This window comes from Vibrio sp. BS-M-Sm-2 (genome assembly GCF_041504345.1).
In the GTDB taxonomy this organism is placed as follows: Bacteria; Pseudomonadota; Gammaproteobacteria; order Enterobacterales; family Vibrionaceae; genus Vibrio; species Vibrio satsumensis.
Window position 1 is genome coordinate 1,031,703 of the sequence record NZ_CP167895.1, and the last position, 19,562, is coordinate 1,051,264.

Genomic DNA, 19,562 nt, shown 5'->3' on the forward strand with positions numbered 1-19,562 from the left:
GGGGGCTATTTATGTTGAGTCGTTTCTTTATTCAAAGGCCTAAGTTTGCCCTTGTTATATCCATCATATTAACGCTGGCGGGTGCGATTTCTCTCGCTATCTTGCCGGTGGCTGAATATCCAAAAATTAGCCCACCGTCGGTCAGTGTGTCTGCATTCTATACCGGCGCAAGTGCTGAAGTGGTGGAGCAGGCGATAGCCGACCCCATAGAAACGTCGGTTAACGGCGTAGAAGATATGATCTACATGTCCTCTAAAAGTGCTAACGATGGTTCATACAACCTTAACGTGACCTTTGATGTCGGTACTGATGCTGATATGGCTCAGGTCAACGTGCAGAACCGTGTTGCTCAGATCGAATCGAAACTTCCACAAGAAGTAAGAATGGTGGGTGTAACGGTCAAGAAGCGTTCTCCTGACTTGCTGATGGTATTGAACTTCTACTCGCCGAACGGAGAGTATGACGATCAATTCTTGATCAACTACGTGAACTTGAACATTAAAGACCAATTGGCCCGTGTAAAGGGTATCAGTGAAGTTAACGTATTGGGTGGTGGCGAATACGCGATGCGTGTTTGGTTAGACCCTGAGAAAATGGCTAACCTCAATATAACCACCTCTGATGTGAATCGCGCCTTGGCTGAACAGAACGTTCAGGTAGCGGCTGGTCGTATTGGTGCTGCACCTTACAACAACGCACAAGAAGTGCAGTTCAACTTGGTAACCAAAGGCCGACTAGAAACGGCTGATGAGTTTGAAAATGTTGTACTTCGTGCAAACCAAGATGGTTCAACGGTTTATTTAAAAGACGTTTCACGCGTTGAGCTTGGTAAAAAGTTCTACGATGGCAATGGTAAATACCGTGGTCAAGACGCTTCAATCGTAACGTTGTCACTTCAATCAGACGCTAACGCGCTGGAAAGTGGTAAAGCGGTGATGGCGATGCTGGATAATTTAGGCAAAAATTTCCCTGAAGGCGTTGCTTATGAGGCGAGTTATGACACGACACTCTTCGTTGCAGAGTCGATCAAAGGCGTAGTAAAAACGCTAATTGAAGCGATCTTACTGGTTATCGCGGTAACGTATCTGTTCTTAGGTAGTGCGCGTGCGACTTTGATTCCGGTGGTTGCGATTCCTGTATCTTTGATTGGTACTTTTGCGGTCATGCAGATGACAGGCTTTACCATCAACACGGTGACTCTATTTGGTTTGATATTGGCGATTGGTATCGTAGTAGATGATGCGATCTTGGTTATTGAAAACGTTGATACCACGATGGCCAAAGACCCAACGATCTCACCGCGTAAAGCAACGCTTATCGCAATGAAGGAAGTAACGGGTCCGATTGTTACTTCGACGTTGGTACTGTTAGCGGTATTCATTCCAGTAGCTATGCTGCCAGGTATTACCGGTATCATGTATCGTCAGTTTGCTCTAACTATCTGTATCGCTGTTGTTATCTCTTCTATTAATGCTCTAACACTGTCACCTGCATTGTGTTCATTAGTTCTTAAGCAGGGCGGTGGTAATACGGCTCGTTGGTACCAAGCGTTTAACCGTGGTCTTGAATCAGTAACCAACAAATACGGTCAAATTGCAGGCTTCCTTGTGAAAAAGGGTGTTCTGCTGTTTACCTTCTTCGTTGTGGCGCTAGCAGCGGTAACTTACTTCGCGAAAACCACGTCTACGGCGTTCGTACCTCAAGAAGATAAGGGTATTTTACTGGTTAACGTTCAACTTCCGGATGCGGCTTCACTGTCTCGTACCGAGGATGTGACGAAGCAGTTGCTAGAGATGGTTGAACAAGAGCCTGGCGTTGACGGTGTAACACTGGTTAACGGCTATGCATTCATGACGGGCGCTTCTGCTTCGAATGGTGCGTCGATGTTCATCAAGCTCCACGATTGGGAGATGCGTAACGCACTGGATGGTCAACATTCTGCGCAAGCAATTTCGCAACGTATTAATGGCCGAGCAGCCACTGAGCTACCTCAAGCTATCGTGTTTGCAATGGGACCTCCAGCAGTACCAGGTATGGGTGCAGCGTCTGGATTTGAGTTTGTTCTAGAAGATACATTAGGTCGTAGCCGTACTGATCTAGCGATGGTTATGAATGACGTGATTGCTGAGGCCACTAAACAGCCTGAGATATCACATACCTTCAGTACCTTCCGTGCCAATGTACCTCACTACTATGTCGACATTGACCGTGAGAAAGCGCAGCAACTTGGTATTCCGTTGTCGGAAATCTTCCAAACATTACAAGGTAACCTAGGTTCTCTGTATGTGAATGATTTCACCATGTTTGGTAAGAACTTCCGTGTCACCATGCAAGCTGACAGTGAACACCGTAGCAGCATGGATGACCTACAACGATTCCACGTGCGTTCGTCTAATGGCGAGATGATCCCGTTAAGCACATTGGTGACTTACGACCAGATCTTCGAACCTGATGTAGCATGGCGTTACAACATGTACCGCAGTGCAGTGATCCAAGGCCAACCAGCGCCGGGTTACTCAAGTGGTGATGCGATTGCGGCGATGGAACGTGTAGCTGCAGAAGTTCTGCCACAAGGTTACCAGTACGAATGGACAGGTATGGCTTACCAAGAAGTACTCGCAGGCAACCAAGCGATCTTTGCGTTCGCATTAGCGCTGATCTTCATCTACTTGTTCATGGTGGCTCAATACGAGAGTTGGACTATACCGATTGCGATTATCCTAGTGGTACCTGTCGCAACATTAGGCTCCTTCTTGGCGTTGAACCTGACAGGCACACCACTGAATCTCTATGCGCAAATTGGTTTGGTCCTCTTGATAGCCTTGGCCGCGAAGAATGCAATCTTGATTGTGGAATTTGCTAAGGTGGAACGTGAAGAGAAAGACGCACCAATCGAAGATGCAGCAGTGAAGGGCGGTACGCTGCGTTTCCGTGCTGTGAACATGACGTCTTGGTCATTCATATTGGGTATCTTCCCACTTATCTTCGCTGCGGGCGCAGGTCACGTGAGCCAGAACTCTCTGGGTATTTCTCTGATTGGTGGTCTGCTATGTGTGTTGTTAGCGGGTACGTTCCTAATCCCTGGCTTCTATGCATTCGTACAGCGTAAGCGTGAGAAGGCACACGGTGGCAATACCAAGTTGATTCCACTGGATGACGAATAGGGAACTGAATGTCTTGCATGATTAGTCCCTTACAAGAGTAACCCTTGGAAAATTAATTCCTTATAAAAACTGAGGCTTAGCGTTGCGCTAAGCCTTTCTTTATTCCACTAATGAATAAAATCGCTATTTATATAATCAAATGTTTATTATGCGATAGAGTTAACACTCTAATTTTGGTTTTGTAATAAAATGATGTTTTATTATTAAGTCTTTGTTTAATATGGAATTAACAAGGTTCAGCTAACGAGTGTATGCTCGAAAACATTTGCACAATAGTGTGAAGTGTTTCAAAATTACCTAGTTATATTGAAATTTTTTGTGCATTGAGGTTCTTATGAAAGTCATTGATTTATTTAAACACCGAGGCGATAGCATGTCTTCGCAACACTCAGAGTTTATGCAATGGATGTCTCCAGCTCTTAGAGATTACTGGGGTGACTTTCTAAATCGCACGCAAAATAGCCATTTCTTTGCGTGGGTTCGTGATCATCACAAACCTGCTGTAAATGAAGATGCACCAGAAATGCCAGTAGAACAACCTATCGTGTTAAAGCCAGAAGCACAGCTTGTGTTTGATGAGCTTAATCAGCAGATCGGTGAAATTATCCATACTGGTGACTGGATCAATGTCAGCCAAGACCGTATCAACCAGTTTGGTCTTGTTACTGAAGATATGCAGTGGATTCACACCGAGCCTGAAAAAGCAGAAACAGACTCTCCGTTCAAAACAACCATCGCACATGGTTTTTTAACTTTATCTCTGCTTCCTAGATTGACTGACAGTGTCGACCCTGACAAGTCTCAATTCCCAACGGCGAAGATGGTCGTAAACATTGGCCTTAACCAAGTGCGTTTCCCATATCCTGTTAAATCGGGCAGTAATGTTCGAGCTAAAAGCACGCTAACAAAAGTAACGCCAATTAAGAAAGGGCTAGAGATTGAACGCGAAATTCGCGTAGAAATCGAAGGTATTCGTCGTCCTGGCGCTGTGATCGTTTCGGTGATTCAACTTCACTTTTAAACGAACCATATAGATTCCAAAAAAGAGAGAGCTTAATGCTCTCTCTTTTTGTTTTCATAAGATAAAACTATCTCACTTATTTAATGCGAGTGTAACCGTACTCTTCGATAAGATCTTGTCCTTGCTTCGACTTCACGAACTTGATGAAGTCTTTGCTCTCGTCAGAAACAGAGTCTGTCTTATGCAGCAACAAGAATGGGCGAGCCAGTTCATAGCTGTGGTTTGCAATGTTCTTAGATGTCGGCTCTACGCCTTCAAATGTGATTGCCTTGATCGAACGATCGATAGAACCAACCGAGATAAAACCAATAGCATGCGGGTTATGGTTAACAATCGTCTTTACCATGCTGTTGCTGTTTACAACCAAGTTATTTGGGTTGATGTCCGACACTAGACGGTCGTTAATGATTTGGGTTAAACCAAGCAAGCTCTCAAAGCTGTAACGTGAACCAGAAGAAGCTTCACGAGTCACCACTGCAATAGGTTGATCCGCACCGCCTACTGCTTTCCAGTTTGTGATTTTGCCTTTGTAGATATCGAACAACTGTTCACGTGTAACGTTGCTTACACTGTTTGAACGATTGGTTACGACTGCTAGGCCGTCAAAGGCAATTGGGAATACCTTCAATTTCTCATCCTGCTCGCGGTCGGTTAAATAACGCGAGCTCATACCGATGTCAGCCACACCTTTATTAACCATGGTAATACCCGCTGTAGAACCAATGCCTTGAACCGCAATATAGTTATCAGGGTGAGTCTTGTTGTACTCCTCAGCTAATACATCCATCACACGTGATACAGAAGTGGAGCCCGAAATATTGGTTTCTTGTGCAAAAGCAGTGTGAGAAGACAGGGCTAAGGATAAAAGAGAGGCAAGCGCGACTCGTAACATAAACAACTCCTAGTTAATAACATTTGCCGGCTATGATAGGTCGGTTATATGACATTTTTGTGAAATTCTATATGCTCGATATGTCGTTGTTAGCTTGATGGGTGAAAGCTAGTGGGGTTTACGAAAGCAAGATTCGTTTCTGGGAGCAATGCGGGTATTTTGTTTACGCTTGTTCGCTAAAATATTGGTTGAGTCCTAAGCTAAGTAGAGGAATTCACTACTTAGAAGTTTCTATGAAGTTACAAGGGGTGTTATGTCCGTCATTCATATCGAACTGAATCGTCTTTTAATTGGGGCTGAGAGGCTCTGTACATCTCGGAATAGCAGTTTACCTGTCGAGTTAGGCAAATCCCTATATGAAGAGTGTGAGGGGGAGTGCTGTTTTCTCAGGCGCATTATCTACTCGACTCATCTCACAGTGATTATACAAACGAGATTGCCTGCGTTACCTTTGATGAATCGTTATCTTGTTGGTTGGTGATGGTGCCGCTTGAAGGCGATGCTGAAACTGATTCCGTGAATTGGGGACCTTATCCCTACCTTCCTAAATCGAAGGATCTTGATGCAATTCTGGCTGAGATAGAAAAAGATCCTAAATCATACTTCTGGTCATAACCAATGGGTTCCGACAATTGCGGGTGGCGTAACCCCAGAGTTAACTTGTTTACACCACCTTCCACTCAATACTTTCTTCAATATGTTTAAATTTGAGTCTTTAAGCCTTGTGTTTGAGCTTGTGCGACTAACGAACGGAAGTCTTTGGGTGCCTTGCCGTGATACGTCTTAAAAGCAGTGCTGAAGTGAGCCGCGCTTTTAAAGCCAGATTCATAAGCAATTTGAGTGATAGATTTATTCGATGTTCTGAGCTGAGTGGCCGCGTGGGCGATTCGCTTGATCTTTAATAGATTTGAAAAGGAAAGATCTTCGGCCGATAAACGGCGTTTAAGTGTGGCGGGTGACATCCCCATATAGCTGGCTAGAGTATCGAGTGAGATATTATTTTCTATGTTCTGTTCAATGTAATGGATAACTTTTTGTGTCACGGTCAACCTTGAAGCTCGGGCAATGATAACCAATAGAGCAGGGTGCTGTTCCACCATCAGAGAAAGCAAGCCTAAGCCTAATTGAGTGAGTGCGTAGTCATTCTTAGTTGATGAATTTGCAAGCGATATGATGAGTCCTTTTAGTTGACAGATTTTGGTGTCAGTTTGATTGAACTTAATGTACTTGTCTGGGATTCGAGTGGATTCTAAATCGCTGAAATTATTGATGAATTTCTGGAAGATGGTCAGATCGAAATCTACACAGGTTGCGCTAAATTCACCATTTTCGGTGTTAACCGTGATGTCTTTAATCTGTCCTGAATTGTAGAGCGTAAAATCCCCCGCTTGTAACGAGGCTTCAGTGCCATTGGGTAACACGAAAGAAATGCTGCCCTTTGATACTATGAAAATACCGTTTTTAGAGGCGGGGTAACGTTCTCGCTTCCTAGGTATGAAGTTTCTAAATTGGGTAACAGTGATTGATGACATAGTTCGCTTCTTTGACGTTGTAAATTGATTGCTTATTTTTTTAAGTATTGTTTAAGCATGAGACATTTACAAAAAAGGCGCTAATTAATAGCGCCTTTAGAAGTGAACCTTTGAAGCTTTTAGCCTTGTAAGGTCTAAGCTTCGGTTTCGTTTGTTGTTTCAGGCTCGCTAGGCAAGTCCGCAAATACTTGAGTAGGTTTAGCTACTAAGTTACGGTTTTCCTGATTAACTTCGGAGAGAACTACTTCTAAAACGTCTCCTAGTTTGTATACCATTTCTTTATCGATAGATACAGTACCCATATCACCGTTGCACTCTATTCTTTCTTTATTATCAAGAATGAGAGATCCAGGGATAAATGCAGCAGCTCCATTTTCAAGTAGACGCACACGCATACCTGCACGGTTAATATCGAAAATTTCTGCTTGGAAGCGAGTTTCTTCTGCTGGAGCATTTGCTAGAGTGCGAGCATACAACCAATCGCCAACATTACGCTCAGCCATGCCGTGGTGGCGACGGTGAAGGGCAAGTTCATCACCAATGGTTTCATCTGGTGTTTGAATTGGTGCTTTACCTAAGATATGCGCTTTCAGCATACGGTGGTTAATCATGTCGCCGTATTTACGAATTGGAGAAGTCCACGTTGCGTAAATATCTAAACCCATCGCGTAGTGTGGCGCAGGCTCATTGCTGATTTCGCTGTACGCTTGGAACTTACGAATACGGTTGTCGTAGTAGCTGTTGTCTAAAGAACCTAACCAACGACGTAGAGTAGCAAAACCTTCTAGAGAAACGATCTGCTCTTCAGTGAACGGTGTTTCTGCTTGCGGGTTTACCAGTTCAAGAACGTCAGAGACTTTCTCAGCCTTGAAACCAGAGTGGCAGTTAAACACACCTTGGTTGAAGTTTTCTTTTAGTACTCGGCCCGCACAGATGTTCGCGCTGATCATAGACTCTTCTACTAGCTTGTTTGCGCTACGACGCATATCTGCGTGAATAGCAACAACATCGTTATCTTCGCTAAGTTCAAAGCGGTAGTCAGGGCGATCTGGGAACACAACAGCGTTTGCTGAGCGCCATGCTGAACGTGCTTGAGCGAATTGGTGAAGATCAGAAACAATTGCAGCAATCTCTTCAGATGGTTGCCACTTCTCTGATGCACCAGTTTCTAACCAGTCTGATACGTTGTCGTAAGCAAGACGAGCATGAGATTTGATGTTTGCAGCGAAGAAGTTGATGTCGTCGCCGATAACGCCATCTTTAGATACCGTTACTGTGCAGCAAAGAGCAGGGCGAACTTCATTTTCGATCAGTGAACATAGGTTGTCAGCAAGATCACGAGGTAACATTGGGATGTTACGGCCAGGAAGGTAGATTGTGAAACCGCGCTCACGAGCCACTTTATCCATCGCGTCATCTGGAGAGATGTAAGCTGTTGGATCAGCAATTGCGATTGTCAGTTCAAAATCACCGTTCTCTTTCTTCTTCGCGTAAAGCGCATCATCCATATCTTTTGTGCTTTCGCCATCGATAGTCACAAACGGGATGTGTGTCATGTCTACACGTTCAAGATCGGCGTCGTCGTTGATTAGCCAGTTGTCGATGCCTTCAGGTTCGCTGTTTGGTAGGTCGTTTTGTGCCAGCGTTACCCACCAAGGTGCAATCTTGTCGTCAGCGTCTGTGATTTTCTCAGAGATCTGAGCCAAGAAGCCATTGTCACCTTTTAATGGGTGTTGAACGATATGAGCAACAACCCAATCACCTTCTTTAAGCGTTTCAGGGTTTAGACCCTTCTTTGCTTTCGCTTTAAGTTGCAGTTTTTTTAGCTGCGGGTGATCAGGAACAACGTTCAAGCGGCCTTTGAAAAGCTTAACTCGCGCAATAAAGCGAGTAAGGCCTTGTTCAATCAATTCCTCAGGTTCTGCTACTTCGCGCTCTTTCTCTGTGCGAATGATGGCAATCACCTTGTCACCGTGCACACATTTCTTCATGTACGGAGGCGGGATAAAGAAGCTTGTTTTGCTATCAACTTCGAGAAAACCAAAACCTTTTTCAGTGGCTTTGATAGTGCCTTCCTTTTTAGGGAGGGTTTCTTGGATTTGCTGCTTGAGTTGAGCGAGTAGAGGATTATCTTGAAACATTTGACTTTTATCTAACGAGAACAATTGAGCACACTATAATCATTGCGAGGCACGATTACTACTTAAAGCCGAAGTGAGCGTAAATTAATTACCCTCTTATTTAACTCTATCAATTTGGTCGAACTCTATCGCCCTGACGAGATATTCATCAAGTTTTGACGATATGATAGCCAGTATTGATGGAAAACCGAAAAATATGTGATGTATTTCAATTTTTTCTGGCTTTTTTTATGCATTTAGGGAATAATCCGCCTCCCTTAGACGTCCCTAATGGCTTGAAGTGTTTTATTACTGCTTCGTAACTCTGAATGGAATCAGTATCTGATTGGATCAGTATTGGAATTGATAGAGCTCCCGGGACCTTTTGTTTACTTATATATAGTGGGATCCCAATGTCCGAATCTGTAATTCAATTTAATGAATTAGCCCTAAACGATAACATTCTTTCAGCTCTTGATAGCATGGGTTTCGTTTCTCCAACTCCAATCCAAGCAGCAGCTATTCCTCTTCTTCTTGAAGGCCGTGACGCACTAGGTAAAGCACAGACTGGTACTGGTAAAACAGCAGCATTCTCTCTGCCTTTACTTAACAAAATCAACCTAAACCAACACAAACCACAAGCAATCATCATGGCTCCTACTCGTGAGCTAGCGATTCAAGTTGCTGCGGAAATCAAAAACCTTGGCCGTGACATCAAAGGTCTTAAAGTTATTGAAATCTACGGTGGTGCTTCAATTGTTGACCAAATGCGTGCTCTAAGCCGTGGTGCTCACATTGTTGTTGGTACTCCAGGTCGTGTTAAAGACTTACTAACTCGTGACCGTCTACACCTAGATGAAGCACACACATTTGTTCTTGATGAAGCAGATGAAATGCTAAAAATGGGCTTCGTAGATGACGTTACTTGGATCCTAGAGCAAGCTCCAGAATCTGCACAACGTGTACTTTTCTCTGCAACTATGCCTCCAATGGTTAAGACTATTGTTGACCGTTACCTACGTAACCCGGCTAGAGTTGACGTTGCTGGTACTAATCACACAGTTGATAAAGTAGCGCAGAATTTCTGGGTTGTTAAAGGCGTAGAAAAAGACGAAGCAATGTCTCGTCTTCTAGAAACTGAAGAAACTGACGCGTCAATCGTATTCGTACGTACTCGTCAAGACACTGAGCGTCTAGCTGATTGGCTATCTGCACGTGGCTTCAAAGCTGCTGCACTGCACGGTGATATTCCTCAGTCTCTACGTGAGCGCACTGTTGATCACATCAAACAAGGTGTTATCGACATCCTAGTTGCAACTGACGTTGTAGCTCGTGGTCTTGATGTTCCACGTATCACTCACGTATTCAACTACGACATCCCATTCGATGTTGAATCTTACATCCACCGTATTGGCCGTACTGGTCGTGCTGGACGTAAAGGTAAAGCGATCCTACTAGTTCGCACTAACCAAATTCGTATGCTTCGTACAATCGAGCGCGTAACTAAGTCATCTATGGAAGAAATCCAACTTCCTCTACGTGACCAAGTTGCTGCTGCACGTGTTGCTAAGCTTGGCGCTGAACTTGAAACAGAGAAAGAAAGCAAAGCTCTAGAAAACTTTGCAGGTCTTATCTCTACGCTTCAAGAGTCTCTAGACGTTGATGCTGCTACTCTAGCTGCAATGCTTCTTAAGCGTCAGCAAGGTAAGAGCCCACTATTCTACGTTGGCGAAGACCCAATGATCGCTGCTATTGAGCGTGATAAAAACCGTCGTAAAGAGCGTCGTGAAGATCGTGATAACGGCCGTGACGGTGGTGGTCGCAACTTCAATACTCAAGATTGGGATACTTACCAACTACAAGTTGGCCGTGAGCAAGGCGTTCAGGTTAAAGACATCGTTGGCGCACTAGCAAACGAACTTGGCCTAACTAAAGGTTCTATCGGTGCTATCAAGCTAGACCAAGGTTCTACTTACGTTCAACTGCCAAAAGCAATGAACTCTGAAACTGCTGGTAAGCTAAGCAAACTTCGCATTCGTCAAAAAGAAGCTGGCGCTGTAGTTGTTGATTTCAACGACTTCCGTGAGCCTCGTCGTGGTGGCGGCGGTCGTGATGGTAACCGTGGCGGCGGTCGTGGCGGTCGTGATGGTGGCGGCTACCGTGGTAACCGTGATGGTAACCGCGAAGGTGGTAACCGTGAAGGCGGTCGTGGTGGATACCGTGGCAACCGTGATGGTGCTCGCGATGGTAACTCTGCTGGCGGACGTGATGGCGAACGTCGTTTCGACCGTAACCGTGGTGGCGATCACCGTGGTAACTTCCGTGGCGAACGTGGTCATGGTAACGGCAATGGCGGTGGTAACCGTGGTCGTCGTCCAGAGCGCAACGAAGGTTAATCAACCTGTCGCTTAGACTCTTTAGTCTAGACACTGAATTTCAAAGCCGAGCGTAATGCTCGGCTTTTTTGTGCCTGCTATTTGAACTTAAGCCTTTGTTGGCTCGATATACGTAGTCAGCTTACTTCAACTAAGCTTTACGCCTATAACTTATCTGAGTGCCAATAAATTAGCTGTATCGCGTTCTAAGCCTTTACCAAAAGAATGTGCTACAAGATGCCGAAACAAAGAGTGAAGGCTATCTAAGCGACGTTACATGCGCATATTCGAACCGTTGTGCTCGAAGGCAATCAAAAGAAGATCGGCTCTGTCGTTCATTATTCTCAACACACCTGTGATCTTTTTGATGTAAACACTGAGAAATTGAGATTTCGAGTAAGAAGTTGTCGGTAATGCTAAGAAGGCGAAAGGGAAGGGGTGGTTGTTTTCTAGGCGTATTACCTACATTTATTCGAGTCGCTCTAATTAACTCAATCAAGTTAAAAATAACGTGAGCACTCGTTTGCGTTACTTGTTCGCTAACTTTCTTATTCAACTATTTTTTAATTTCGCTCTCGAAATAAATGGTTTGATGACTAAGATCAACTTAATTGTGTTCATTTAGTGATTTTTCCAAAACAAAAGTTGAAAGATTCAAAAATTATTGAATAATGGACTTAACTAAAATTGAAGTAAATACTTCATCCAATTCGTACTGAAACAGGATCCATATCCAATGTCTAATTCGTTTGTTCTGGTTATTAACTCGGGTAGTTCATCCTAAAATTTGCTGTCATTGATTCTGTTTCTGGTGAAGCAGTATTGAGTGGCCTAGGGGAGTGTTTTGGTCTTGAAGATGCTCGCATGAGCTGGAAATATCAAGGCGAGAAAACTGAAATTGCCATTCAAGGTGAGGATAACCACCACAAAATTGCCATTGGCAAACTAGTTGGTCTGATGGAAGATCTAGGCTTCACTGCTGATATCGTTGCTATCGGTCACCGTATCGTTCACGGCGGTGAGAAGTTCACTCAAACCGTTCGTATTACTGAAGAAGTAACGAACGAAATTGAAAGCCTATCTGACCTAGCTCCACTTCATAACCCTGCCGGTGCTATTGGCATCCGTGCTGCGATTGAAGCTTTCCCTTCTCTACCTCAATTTGCTGTATTTGATACGGCTTTCCACCAAACGATGCCACAACGTGCATTCACTGGTGCAATCGCAAAAGAGCTATATACAGACTTCGGCGTACGTCGCTACGGTTTCCACGGTACGAGCCACTACTTCGTTAGCCGTGAAGCTGCGAAGATGGTAAACAAGCCAGTCGAAGAGGCGAGCTTCATCTCTGTTCACCTAGGTAACGGCGCGTCTGTATGTGCAATCAAAGACGGTAACAGTGTTGATACTTCTATGGGTTTCACTCCACTTTCTGGCCTTATGATGGGCACACGTTGTGGTGACTTGGATCCAGGCATCATCGAGTATCTACTTAAGAAAGGTTGGTCACAAGAGCAAGTCTTCAACTCTCTAAACAAGGAGTCTGGTTTCCTTGGCGTGTCTGGCCTTACGAGCGATGCTCGTGGCATTTTAGAGGCAATGGAAGAGGGCCATGAAGGCGCTAAGCTTGCATTTGAGGTGTTTACTTACCGCGTATCAAAGTACATTGCTTCTTACCTTGCAACGTTAGATTCTTTAGACGGCATCATCTTCACTGGTGGTATCGGTGAGAACTCTCTACCAATTCGTCGTGAGATCCTAAGCAACCTTAAGATTCTTGGTTTCGTTGAAGATGTAGCGGGTAACGAATCGGCTCGCTTTGGTGCAGAAGGCATCATCGGTAAGTCTGAAATGTTAGACGCAGTAGCAATGGTTATCCCAACCAATGAAGAATTCGTTATCGCGCAGCAGTCAGTAGAACTTCTGTAATAGAGTCTAAGAAAATCAGATGATGAAAAGCGAGCCCAAGTGGCTCGCTTTTTTGTTTTATATGTTGGTTAAATCATCTCGAACGATACTTTCTTCGTCTAGTAGATCTTCGAGTCAACGAGGCTAGAGTTAACTCATTTATGCCCCGTTATCTTTTAGTTAAATCTATCAACAGAAAAACCAAGCCACGTGATGACCTAGTTTTTCTAATCTGAATTATGTCAACAACCATCATCCAATATTTGAATCGTTTCACTTAGAATTCAAAATCTTCCCACAATTTTCGAACCGAGCTATTAGGGTCATTGATCTGTTTCGATTTAACATCAAATTGCATTGTTGGTCGTTCCGATAAGTTGTATGGAGACCAATCAGCTTTGCTTGTCTTGATGAATCTTAGCCATTGCTTGTGCATGGTATTAATAAGTTCAACTGGAGGTTGTGAGCCGACAAGTCTTTTTGCTTGTTCATTGTCAGTGGTATTAAACACAAACGGCACGTCAACAAAGTGTGCGGCTCCTAATTGATCATCAAACGCAGGTGACATCCAAGAAAAATTATAATGCCAAACATTGTTGTCGTTTTTAGTTAACTGTTGAGCAATGTGCAGTGCTGGCATTCTAAAGGTAAAATCAGATTTGATATCGGCAAAAGTGTCTCCAATGGATTTTCCATTGTCTTCTGTTGAATACACATCCGCAGGCCAACCTTCCAATGACAAGTCAGATAATAATAGTGACTTCGTTTTTTCGGTCGTATTGTTAACGGCACCACTTGGCACCATGTACAGTCGTGACTCTTGATCTGTACTACCAACGATGACTGGAATAGAAGGTGAAGCTTTGGTGAGATCTTTCATTGGAGACTCGATAATGATATCCCCATCAACAACGGGCAAAAATGCGGTGCCTCCCCACGATAGCATTCCCCATTTACCACGATCTTGTATGGTATAACCCATATCAATAACGTTCTTAACTAATTCAGGAAATGGAACCGTCGATAAGCCTTCAACGGTGGCTGGAATATTCAGTTTTTTGGTATAGCTTTGTGTGATTTTCTGAGCTTCTTTCTGAGTTAAAAATGCCATTGGAGGACTTTGCATAATGGCTTTCTGGAATAGGCCTTCTGCTTTTTCGGTACCCAATAAAATGGCAACACTTTCTGCCCCAGCAGACTGACCTGCAACAGTAACTTGGCTAGGGTCTCCACCAAAATCTTCGATGTTCTTTTGTACCCACTCAAGAGCCATGATCTGATCAAGAATGCCGCGATTATCAGGTGCGCCCTCTAGGTGCATAAAACCATCAACGCCTACACGATAATTGATCGTTACAACAATCACGTCATTCTGAGCAAAGCTTGTTCCGTCGTAGGCTAACTCTGCTGCATCTTCTCGGATGAATGCGCCTCCAGGGATCCATACAATGACTGGCAGTTTTTTATTTGATGCCTTGTTGTTGGTAGCAACGGCACTCATAGGTGTCCATATGTTCAGAGTTAGATCATCGGGAGCCCCCACCAAGGTGGTGTTTTTATCTCGGCTAGGCTGTGGGACAGGTTGACCTGCTTTTGTTGCATCTAATAATCCGTTCCAAGTTTCGTATGCTTGCGGTGCTTGAAATCGGCGATCTGCCGTAAAAGGGTTTTGCGCATATGGGACGTCATAAAATGTGGCCACGCCATCATGGTTGCTTCCCATAAGTTTACCTGACTCAATGATTACCAAAGTTGAGCTTTCAGGATTTTGAATCTGGGCAAATAGTGTATTACTTTGAATTAAACCTGTACTAAGGCATGCGACTAGCATCATTGTTTTTTTCATTTTATTCGGCTCGGTATTGGAATATAAGGTCAGTATAAATCCTAGTTTGAAGTTGATATATATGCTATACGTCAATAGATTGTTGCATAAATCGAACTATTGAGGGTGTATGGATAGAATCATATCGATGGAAGTATTTGTTTCTATTGTGGAATTAGGTAGCCTAACTGCGGCCTCTGAAGAGCTAGGAATATCACGCTCCATGGCGACTCGCCACATCGCTGCGTTAGAAAAATCGCTAGGTGTCCGTTTATTATATCGTTCAACAAGAAGCCTAGGAATTACAAATGTAGGTCGAGAGTTATTACCTTTTTGCCAAAATATTTTGAAGCAAAATGACCGGTTATATAGCCTTGCTCAAGAGCAACAATCTCAGCCCAAAGGTCGAATATCCCTGGTAACGAGCATTTCATTTGGTCAGCTTTATCTTGCTCAAGCTATTGAGAGATTCATGCTTAAGTACCCAGAAATTGTAGTCGATCTCACGTTGTCGAATCATTCACTGGATTTGATTAAACATGGAATTGATATGGCAATTGAATTAAGTAACGACCTACCCGAATCTTTAATTGGAAAGAAATTGGCTGATTGCCCATCGGTGGTTTGCGCTTCTCCTCAATATCTAGCAGAACATGGCGCTCCTTTATCTCCCGAAGATTTACTCGATCACAATTGCTTGATCCACAAACGAATAGGCCATGATTGGCTGTTTGTTCCTAAAGCCGGTTCTAAATCTGCTCAGCCTATTAATGTGACGGTCACAAGTAACTACTCTGTAAATGATAGTTCCATACTTCTTAATGCAGCGATTAATGGCAAAGGTATAGCGTGTTTACCTCTGCCTTTTATTGACAATGAAGCACAAGCTGGAGCTCTCACTATTCTGCTAACAGACTATCATGTGAACTCTGTTGGCATATGGGCGCTGTATCCCTCAAGACAATATCAGCCTAAGTTACATCGATACTTGTTGGATTTTTTGCAAGAAGATTTATCGATTAAGCATGATCAAATGCGTAATATTGATCCATGAAGCTATGTGGGTAATGAAGCTAAGCAACAATGTTGCCCTACCTAATCGGTTAGTTACTTCTATACTTTTAAAGGTTTCGTAATATCAACATGTAATGAATGAGTTAATTTAGACTGCTGCATAATTGCGATACTAGAAGTTATGTGAAAGTTCAGCTTGTCCGCTCGTTCGTAACTCACAATTGTCCATTTAAGTGTTTGAGCAATACACCACCGATAGACTTCATCACTAGTTTTGTTTCAAGTTTATTATTTCAGGCTACCCTGGTGGTGAACGGAAACTCCCAGAAGCTATCATATGTGGCATTTGCAAAAAATACTTAAGATGCATAATCATCTGGTTGAAAGAAGTTCGCGCCGCAATTTCATTTGCGTCACGAACATTATGAGTGGGGCTTTATACACTATCTGTTAACGCAAGGTCGCGTTTAGTTAAATTTCTAATAATGTCTTCCATTGCTCTGTTCGGCCATAAAACTCGGTATGAGGCAACCTCTTAAATTCCCCATTGTCTTCAATCATAAGTGTTGGGTAACCCTGAACGCCCAATCGGGTCATCATTTGATGGCTAATATCGATTTCGGCGTCTTCTAAGGGTTCCCCTGTTTGCATTTTCTCTCGCCATAACTGTTGGTCGAGCCCTAATTGAACAGCCAACTCTTCCAAACTGCTAAGAGTATTGACAGCTTTCCCTTCAATGTAATGTGCTTTTTGTATTGCTTTTAACATGTCAAATGGATCAAGCCCTAAAGATTCTCCAACAAGAATTGCCCGAGTAGGAAGATAAGAGTCCAGAACAAGTTGCTCATTATCTGCTACACGTTCGATATAATCCTGTCCGAACTGAGCATTGGTCTGTTCACTAATTCGTAGGTCACTATTTAAAATATGCTGACGAAACGATGGTGCTATCAATTTTGCTGGAAGCATCCCTCCGGAGTGCATTACTAACTGATACTTACTGCTGCTTGCAATTAATTCTACCAATGGAGTCGAGCCATAGCACCACCCACACATAGGATCATAGAAGTAGTGAATAGTTACCATGTCATCTCTCCCATATGAACTTTCGCACCAATGCTTAAAGCAATAGGTAACTTCGAGCCTTTGTATTTCTCAGACATTTTTTCAATGAGTTGTTCGCTATTTTTACTGTTCTTTTTTGACTCACTGAAATCTTCAAGATACTGCAAAGAGTAGTTAATGGATTCAACGTTTAACGCAGTTCCCGATTTCATATGTCCCGGAATAACCGTTTCCGGTTGTAAAGCTTGCATCTCCTTAAGTTGCTCACTCCATGCATTTTGACTCTGCTCGGTTTGCGTATCTGCAGTCCAAAGATGCAAATTTCCAAATATTGCTATGTTACCTAATATTGTTTTACTTGAAGGAATCCATAAGTATGGGCGGTGCGGTAAAATGCCATCCGTACCTTTTATCTCAATCTTGTGTCCTTCCAAAATAAGACTTGTCGCCTCTATTGCTTTAGGAATATAAGGCGTAACAGGTGCATTGCTGCCCATTCTAGGACTCCACACCTTGAGTTTGGAAGGCAGTTTCTTTTCTATGACTTCCTTTACCGCAGGCGTTGTCACAATATCTGCATCGGGAAACAAGGTGTGTAATACTTCAGCGCCAAAATAGAAGTCAGGGTCGGCCTGACTAATGAAAATAGTTTTTAATTCTTTGCCCGTATCCTGTATTTTGGCTGCAATTCGCAGAGCATCTGCTTTAGTAAAGCCAGTATCTATCAGCATTACTTCACTCTCTCCAACAATCAATGTTGAGTTGGCGTGGAAGCTGTTTTCGTCTGCGTTATAAACATCAAAAGTCAGTGTCGTTTGCTCTGTGGCAAAGGCGCTACCTGCGACTAAGATGGATGCGGCTAATAGGCTGATTCTTTTCATGACTTGCTCCGTAAATTATATGGCTTGTTTTGATGTGATAAATCATAAATGATTGACATGATCTGAAAAACATACAAAATCAAACATCATTATTTCTTAATTCGAGCAAATAAATGGATAAATTAACCGCTGCAAAAGTATTTGTTGATATTGCTCAATCAGGCAGTTTTACCGCTACGGCTGACAGACTTGAGATGTCTCGCCCTATGGTGACACGTTATGTTGAAGCTATGGAGAAGTGGTTAAACGCCCGTTTACTACACCGAACAACCCGAAAGGTAACGCTCACAACGACCGGAGAGCGGTGTTTAAAGGAAGTTGAGGTTTGGCTTGAGCAAGCAAACGGGTTAGTCGCTTTAAGTGATAATAGTGAAGAGCTAACTGGGATAGTACGAGTTGCGACAAGTATGTCATTCGGGTTTTCGCAGCTTGTCCCTGCGCTTTTGAATTTCATGGCTATGCATCCCAAAGTCCATGTCGATATCGACCTACAGGATTCAGTCGCTGACCTAACAGAAAAGCAAATTGATCTTGCGCTTAGAATTGCTTCTAATCCGGAACCATCTTTGATTGGTAAACCGATAGCCATTTGCGAATCGGTACTAGTTGCTTCACCTGCATATTTAGCAAGTAGGAAAGACCTCTCGGAGCCAGAGCAACTGAGTATGCATAACTGTCTGGGGTATAAAAACTTTCAGCGACACGTATGGCACCTCACGAATGGTACTCAACAAAAATCAATAGATGTTGAATGTAAACTAACCGCTAACGAGGCTACGACATTACTCCATGCAGCACTTATTGGTGGAGGTGTCGCCATTCAACCAACCTACTTAGCTAATCAATACATCGAGAGCGGCACATTACAGCCAGTCCTATCAGAGTGGAAACCCGCCGATCTGACAATATATGCGCTCTATTCTTCAAGAAAACATCAATCTCCAACCGTAAGAGCATTAATTGATTATTTGCATGAGTATTTCAAAGACAATCCTTGGTAGAACTTGGGGGTTAGAGAGTGGTGGAACAAGAGATTTCTGTCCGCATTCGAAACTTACAATAGCCTATAGGTGGTTTGTGCCTCCCCTCAATATCTAGCAGAACATGTCGCTCCTTTGTCCCCGAAGACTTACTCGATCACAATTGCTTAATCCACAAACGAATAGGCAATGATTGGCTGTTTGTTCCTAAGGTCGGCTCTAAATACGCTCAGCCCGTTAATGTGTGACGGTCACAAGTAACTACTCTGTAAATGATAATTCCATACTTCTCAATGCCGTGATTAATGGCAAAAGTATATCATGTTTAACATTGCCCTTTATTGTCAACGAAATACAAACTGGGACTTTGACTGTCTTATTGGAAGACTTTAAAATCAAACAATTGGCATATGGGCTCTGTACCCCTCAAGGCAATATCGCCCCAAACTACCTCGACACTTTTTGGACTTCTGCATAATTGCTGCCCGTAGAGTTACGATACTAGAAGTTATGTGAAAGTTCAGCGTGTCTGATGGTTCGTAACTCAGAATTGTCCCAAAACGTCACAATCTGAATTCTAATACGTGGCATTTTCTACCTCGAAAATGCCCCAAAGTCCTTCAGAGTAAATCCTCATTTATACCTTGTTAATATGAACTTACCCGACTAAAAGTTATCCGAATTCCCCCTTGAATAACGCACTTATAGAGGCAGAGTCATGCTAGGGTAAAACCGACTGTTGGGCGTCTAATTAGTGATATACAAATGCAGTAAGCAAATGTAAC

12 protein-coding genes and 2 pseudogenes are annotated in these 19,562 nt (G+C 43.3%); 8 read left to right on the forward strand and 6 right to left on the reverse strand.

Translation table 11 applies throughout. The annotated features are described in order from the left end of the window. Positions 1-11 precede the first annotated feature (11 nt). Positions 12-3,164 (forward strand): efflux RND transporter permease subunit, encoded by a 3,153-nt coding sequence (locus AB8613_RS20585; protein WP_285953739.1) that lies wholly within the window; start codon positions 12-14, stop codon positions 3,162-3,164. 334 nt (positions 3,165-3,498) lie between these two features. Further along, positions 3,499-4,185, forward strand: coding sequence for a MaoC family dehydratase (locus AB8613_RS20590; RefSeq protein ID WP_285953738.1), 687 nt, complete (start codon positions 3,499-3,501; stop codon positions 4,183-4,185). 76 nt (positions 4,186-4,261) lie between these two features. Here AB8613_RS20590 and AB8613_RS20595 read toward each other — a convergent pair whose 3' ends face one another. Further along, positions 4,262-5,077, reverse strand: a complete 816-nt coding sequence (locus AB8613_RS20595) for a phosphate ABC transporter substrate-binding protein (protein ID WP_146490863.1) — start codon at positions 5,075-5,077, stop codon at positions 4,262-4,264. Between the two features lie 253 nt (positions 5,078-5,330). Here AB8613_RS20595 and AB8613_RS20600 point away from each other — a divergent pair. Further along, a pseudogene (locus tag AB8613_RS20600) lies at positions 5,331-5,692 on the forward strand (DUF3024 domain-containing protein). Between the two features lie 86 nt (positions 5,693-5,778). Here the strand turns inward: AB8613_RS20600 and AB8613_RS20605 are convergent. After that, complete coding sequence (locus tag AB8613_RS20605) at positions 5,779-6,609, reverse strand: helix-turn-helix domain-containing protein (RefSeq protein ID WP_372384875.1); 831 nt, start codon at positions 6,607-6,609, stop codon at positions 5,779-5,781. A gap of 134 nt (positions 6,610-6,743) precedes the next feature. Next, on the reverse strand, positions 6,744-8,750 hold the full coding sequence (gene rnb, locus AB8613_RS20610; RefSeq protein ID WP_146490860.1) for an exoribonuclease II: 2,007 nt from the start codon (positions 8,748-8,750) through the stop codon (positions 6,744-6,746). Between the two features lie 308 nt (positions 8,751-9,058). Between rnb and AB8613_RS20615 the strand changes: the two genes are divergently transcribed. Next, the gene (locus AB8613_RS20615; protein WP_285953733.1) at positions 9,059-11,125 is read left to right on the forward strand and encodes a DEAD/DEAH box helicase; all 2,067 of its coding nucleotides are present in this window, start codon (positions 9,059-9,061) and stop codon (positions 11,123-11,125) included. A gap of 715 nt (positions 11,126-11,840) precedes the next feature. Further along, a pseudogene (locus AB8613_RS20620) lies at positions 11,841-13,033 on the forward strand (acetate/propionate family kinase). 256 nt (positions 13,034-13,289) lie between these two features. Here AB8613_RS20620 and AB8613_RS20625 read toward each other — a convergent pair. Next, positions 13,290-14,846, reverse strand: a complete 1,557-nt coding sequence (locus AB8613_RS20625; protein WP_372384876.1) for a carboxylesterase/lipase family protein — start codon at positions 14,844-14,846, stop codon at positions 13,290-13,292. A gap of 121 nt (positions 14,847-14,967) precedes the next feature. Here AB8613_RS20625 and AB8613_RS20630 point away from each other — a divergent pair, with 121 nt between their 5' ends. Continuing rightward, positions 14,968-15,891: a LysR family transcriptional regulator gene (locus AB8613_RS20630; protein ID WP_372384877.1), complete on the forward strand. Its 924-nt coding sequence runs from the start codon at positions 14,968-14,970 to the stop codon at positions 15,889-15,891. Positions 15,892-16,322: 431 nt separating this feature from the next. Here AB8613_RS20630 and AB8613_RS20635 read toward each other — a convergent pair whose 3' ends face one another. Together AB8613_RS20635 and AB8613_RS20640 are read right to left on the reverse strand one after the other, a co-directional pair. Next, on the reverse strand, positions 16,323-16,937 hold the full coding sequence (locus AB8613_RS20635) for a DsbA family protein (RefSeq protein ID WP_372384878.1): 615 nt from the start codon (positions 16,935-16,937) through the stop codon (positions 16,323-16,325). After that, a complete protein-coding gene (locus AB8613_RS20640; RefSeq protein ID WP_102338690.1) occupies positions 16,931-17,797 on the reverse strand; it encodes an MBL fold metallo-hydrolase in 867 nt (288 codons plus the stop codon). The genes AB8613_RS20635 and AB8613_RS20640 overlap by 7 nt, the downstream gene beginning before the upstream one ends. Before the next feature lie 113 nt (positions 17,798-17,910). On the opposite strand from AB8613_RS20640, the gene AB8613_RS20645 reads away from it, so the two are divergent. Together AB8613_RS20645 and AB8613_RS20650 are read left to right on the forward strand one after the other, a co-directional pair. Beyond that, positions 17,911-18,798 (forward strand): LysR family transcriptional regulator, encoded by an 888-nt coding sequence (locus AB8613_RS20645; RefSeq protein WP_016796941.1) that lies wholly within the window; start codon positions 17,911-17,913, stop codon positions 18,796-18,798. A 277-nt stretch (positions 18,799-19,075) separates the two neighbouring features. Next, complete coding sequence (locus AB8613_RS20650; RefSeq protein ID WP_372385802.1) at positions 19,076-19,255, forward strand: hypothetical protein; 180 nt, start codon at positions 19,076-19,078, stop codon at positions 19,253-19,255. Positions 19,256-19,562 lie beyond the last annotated feature (307 nt).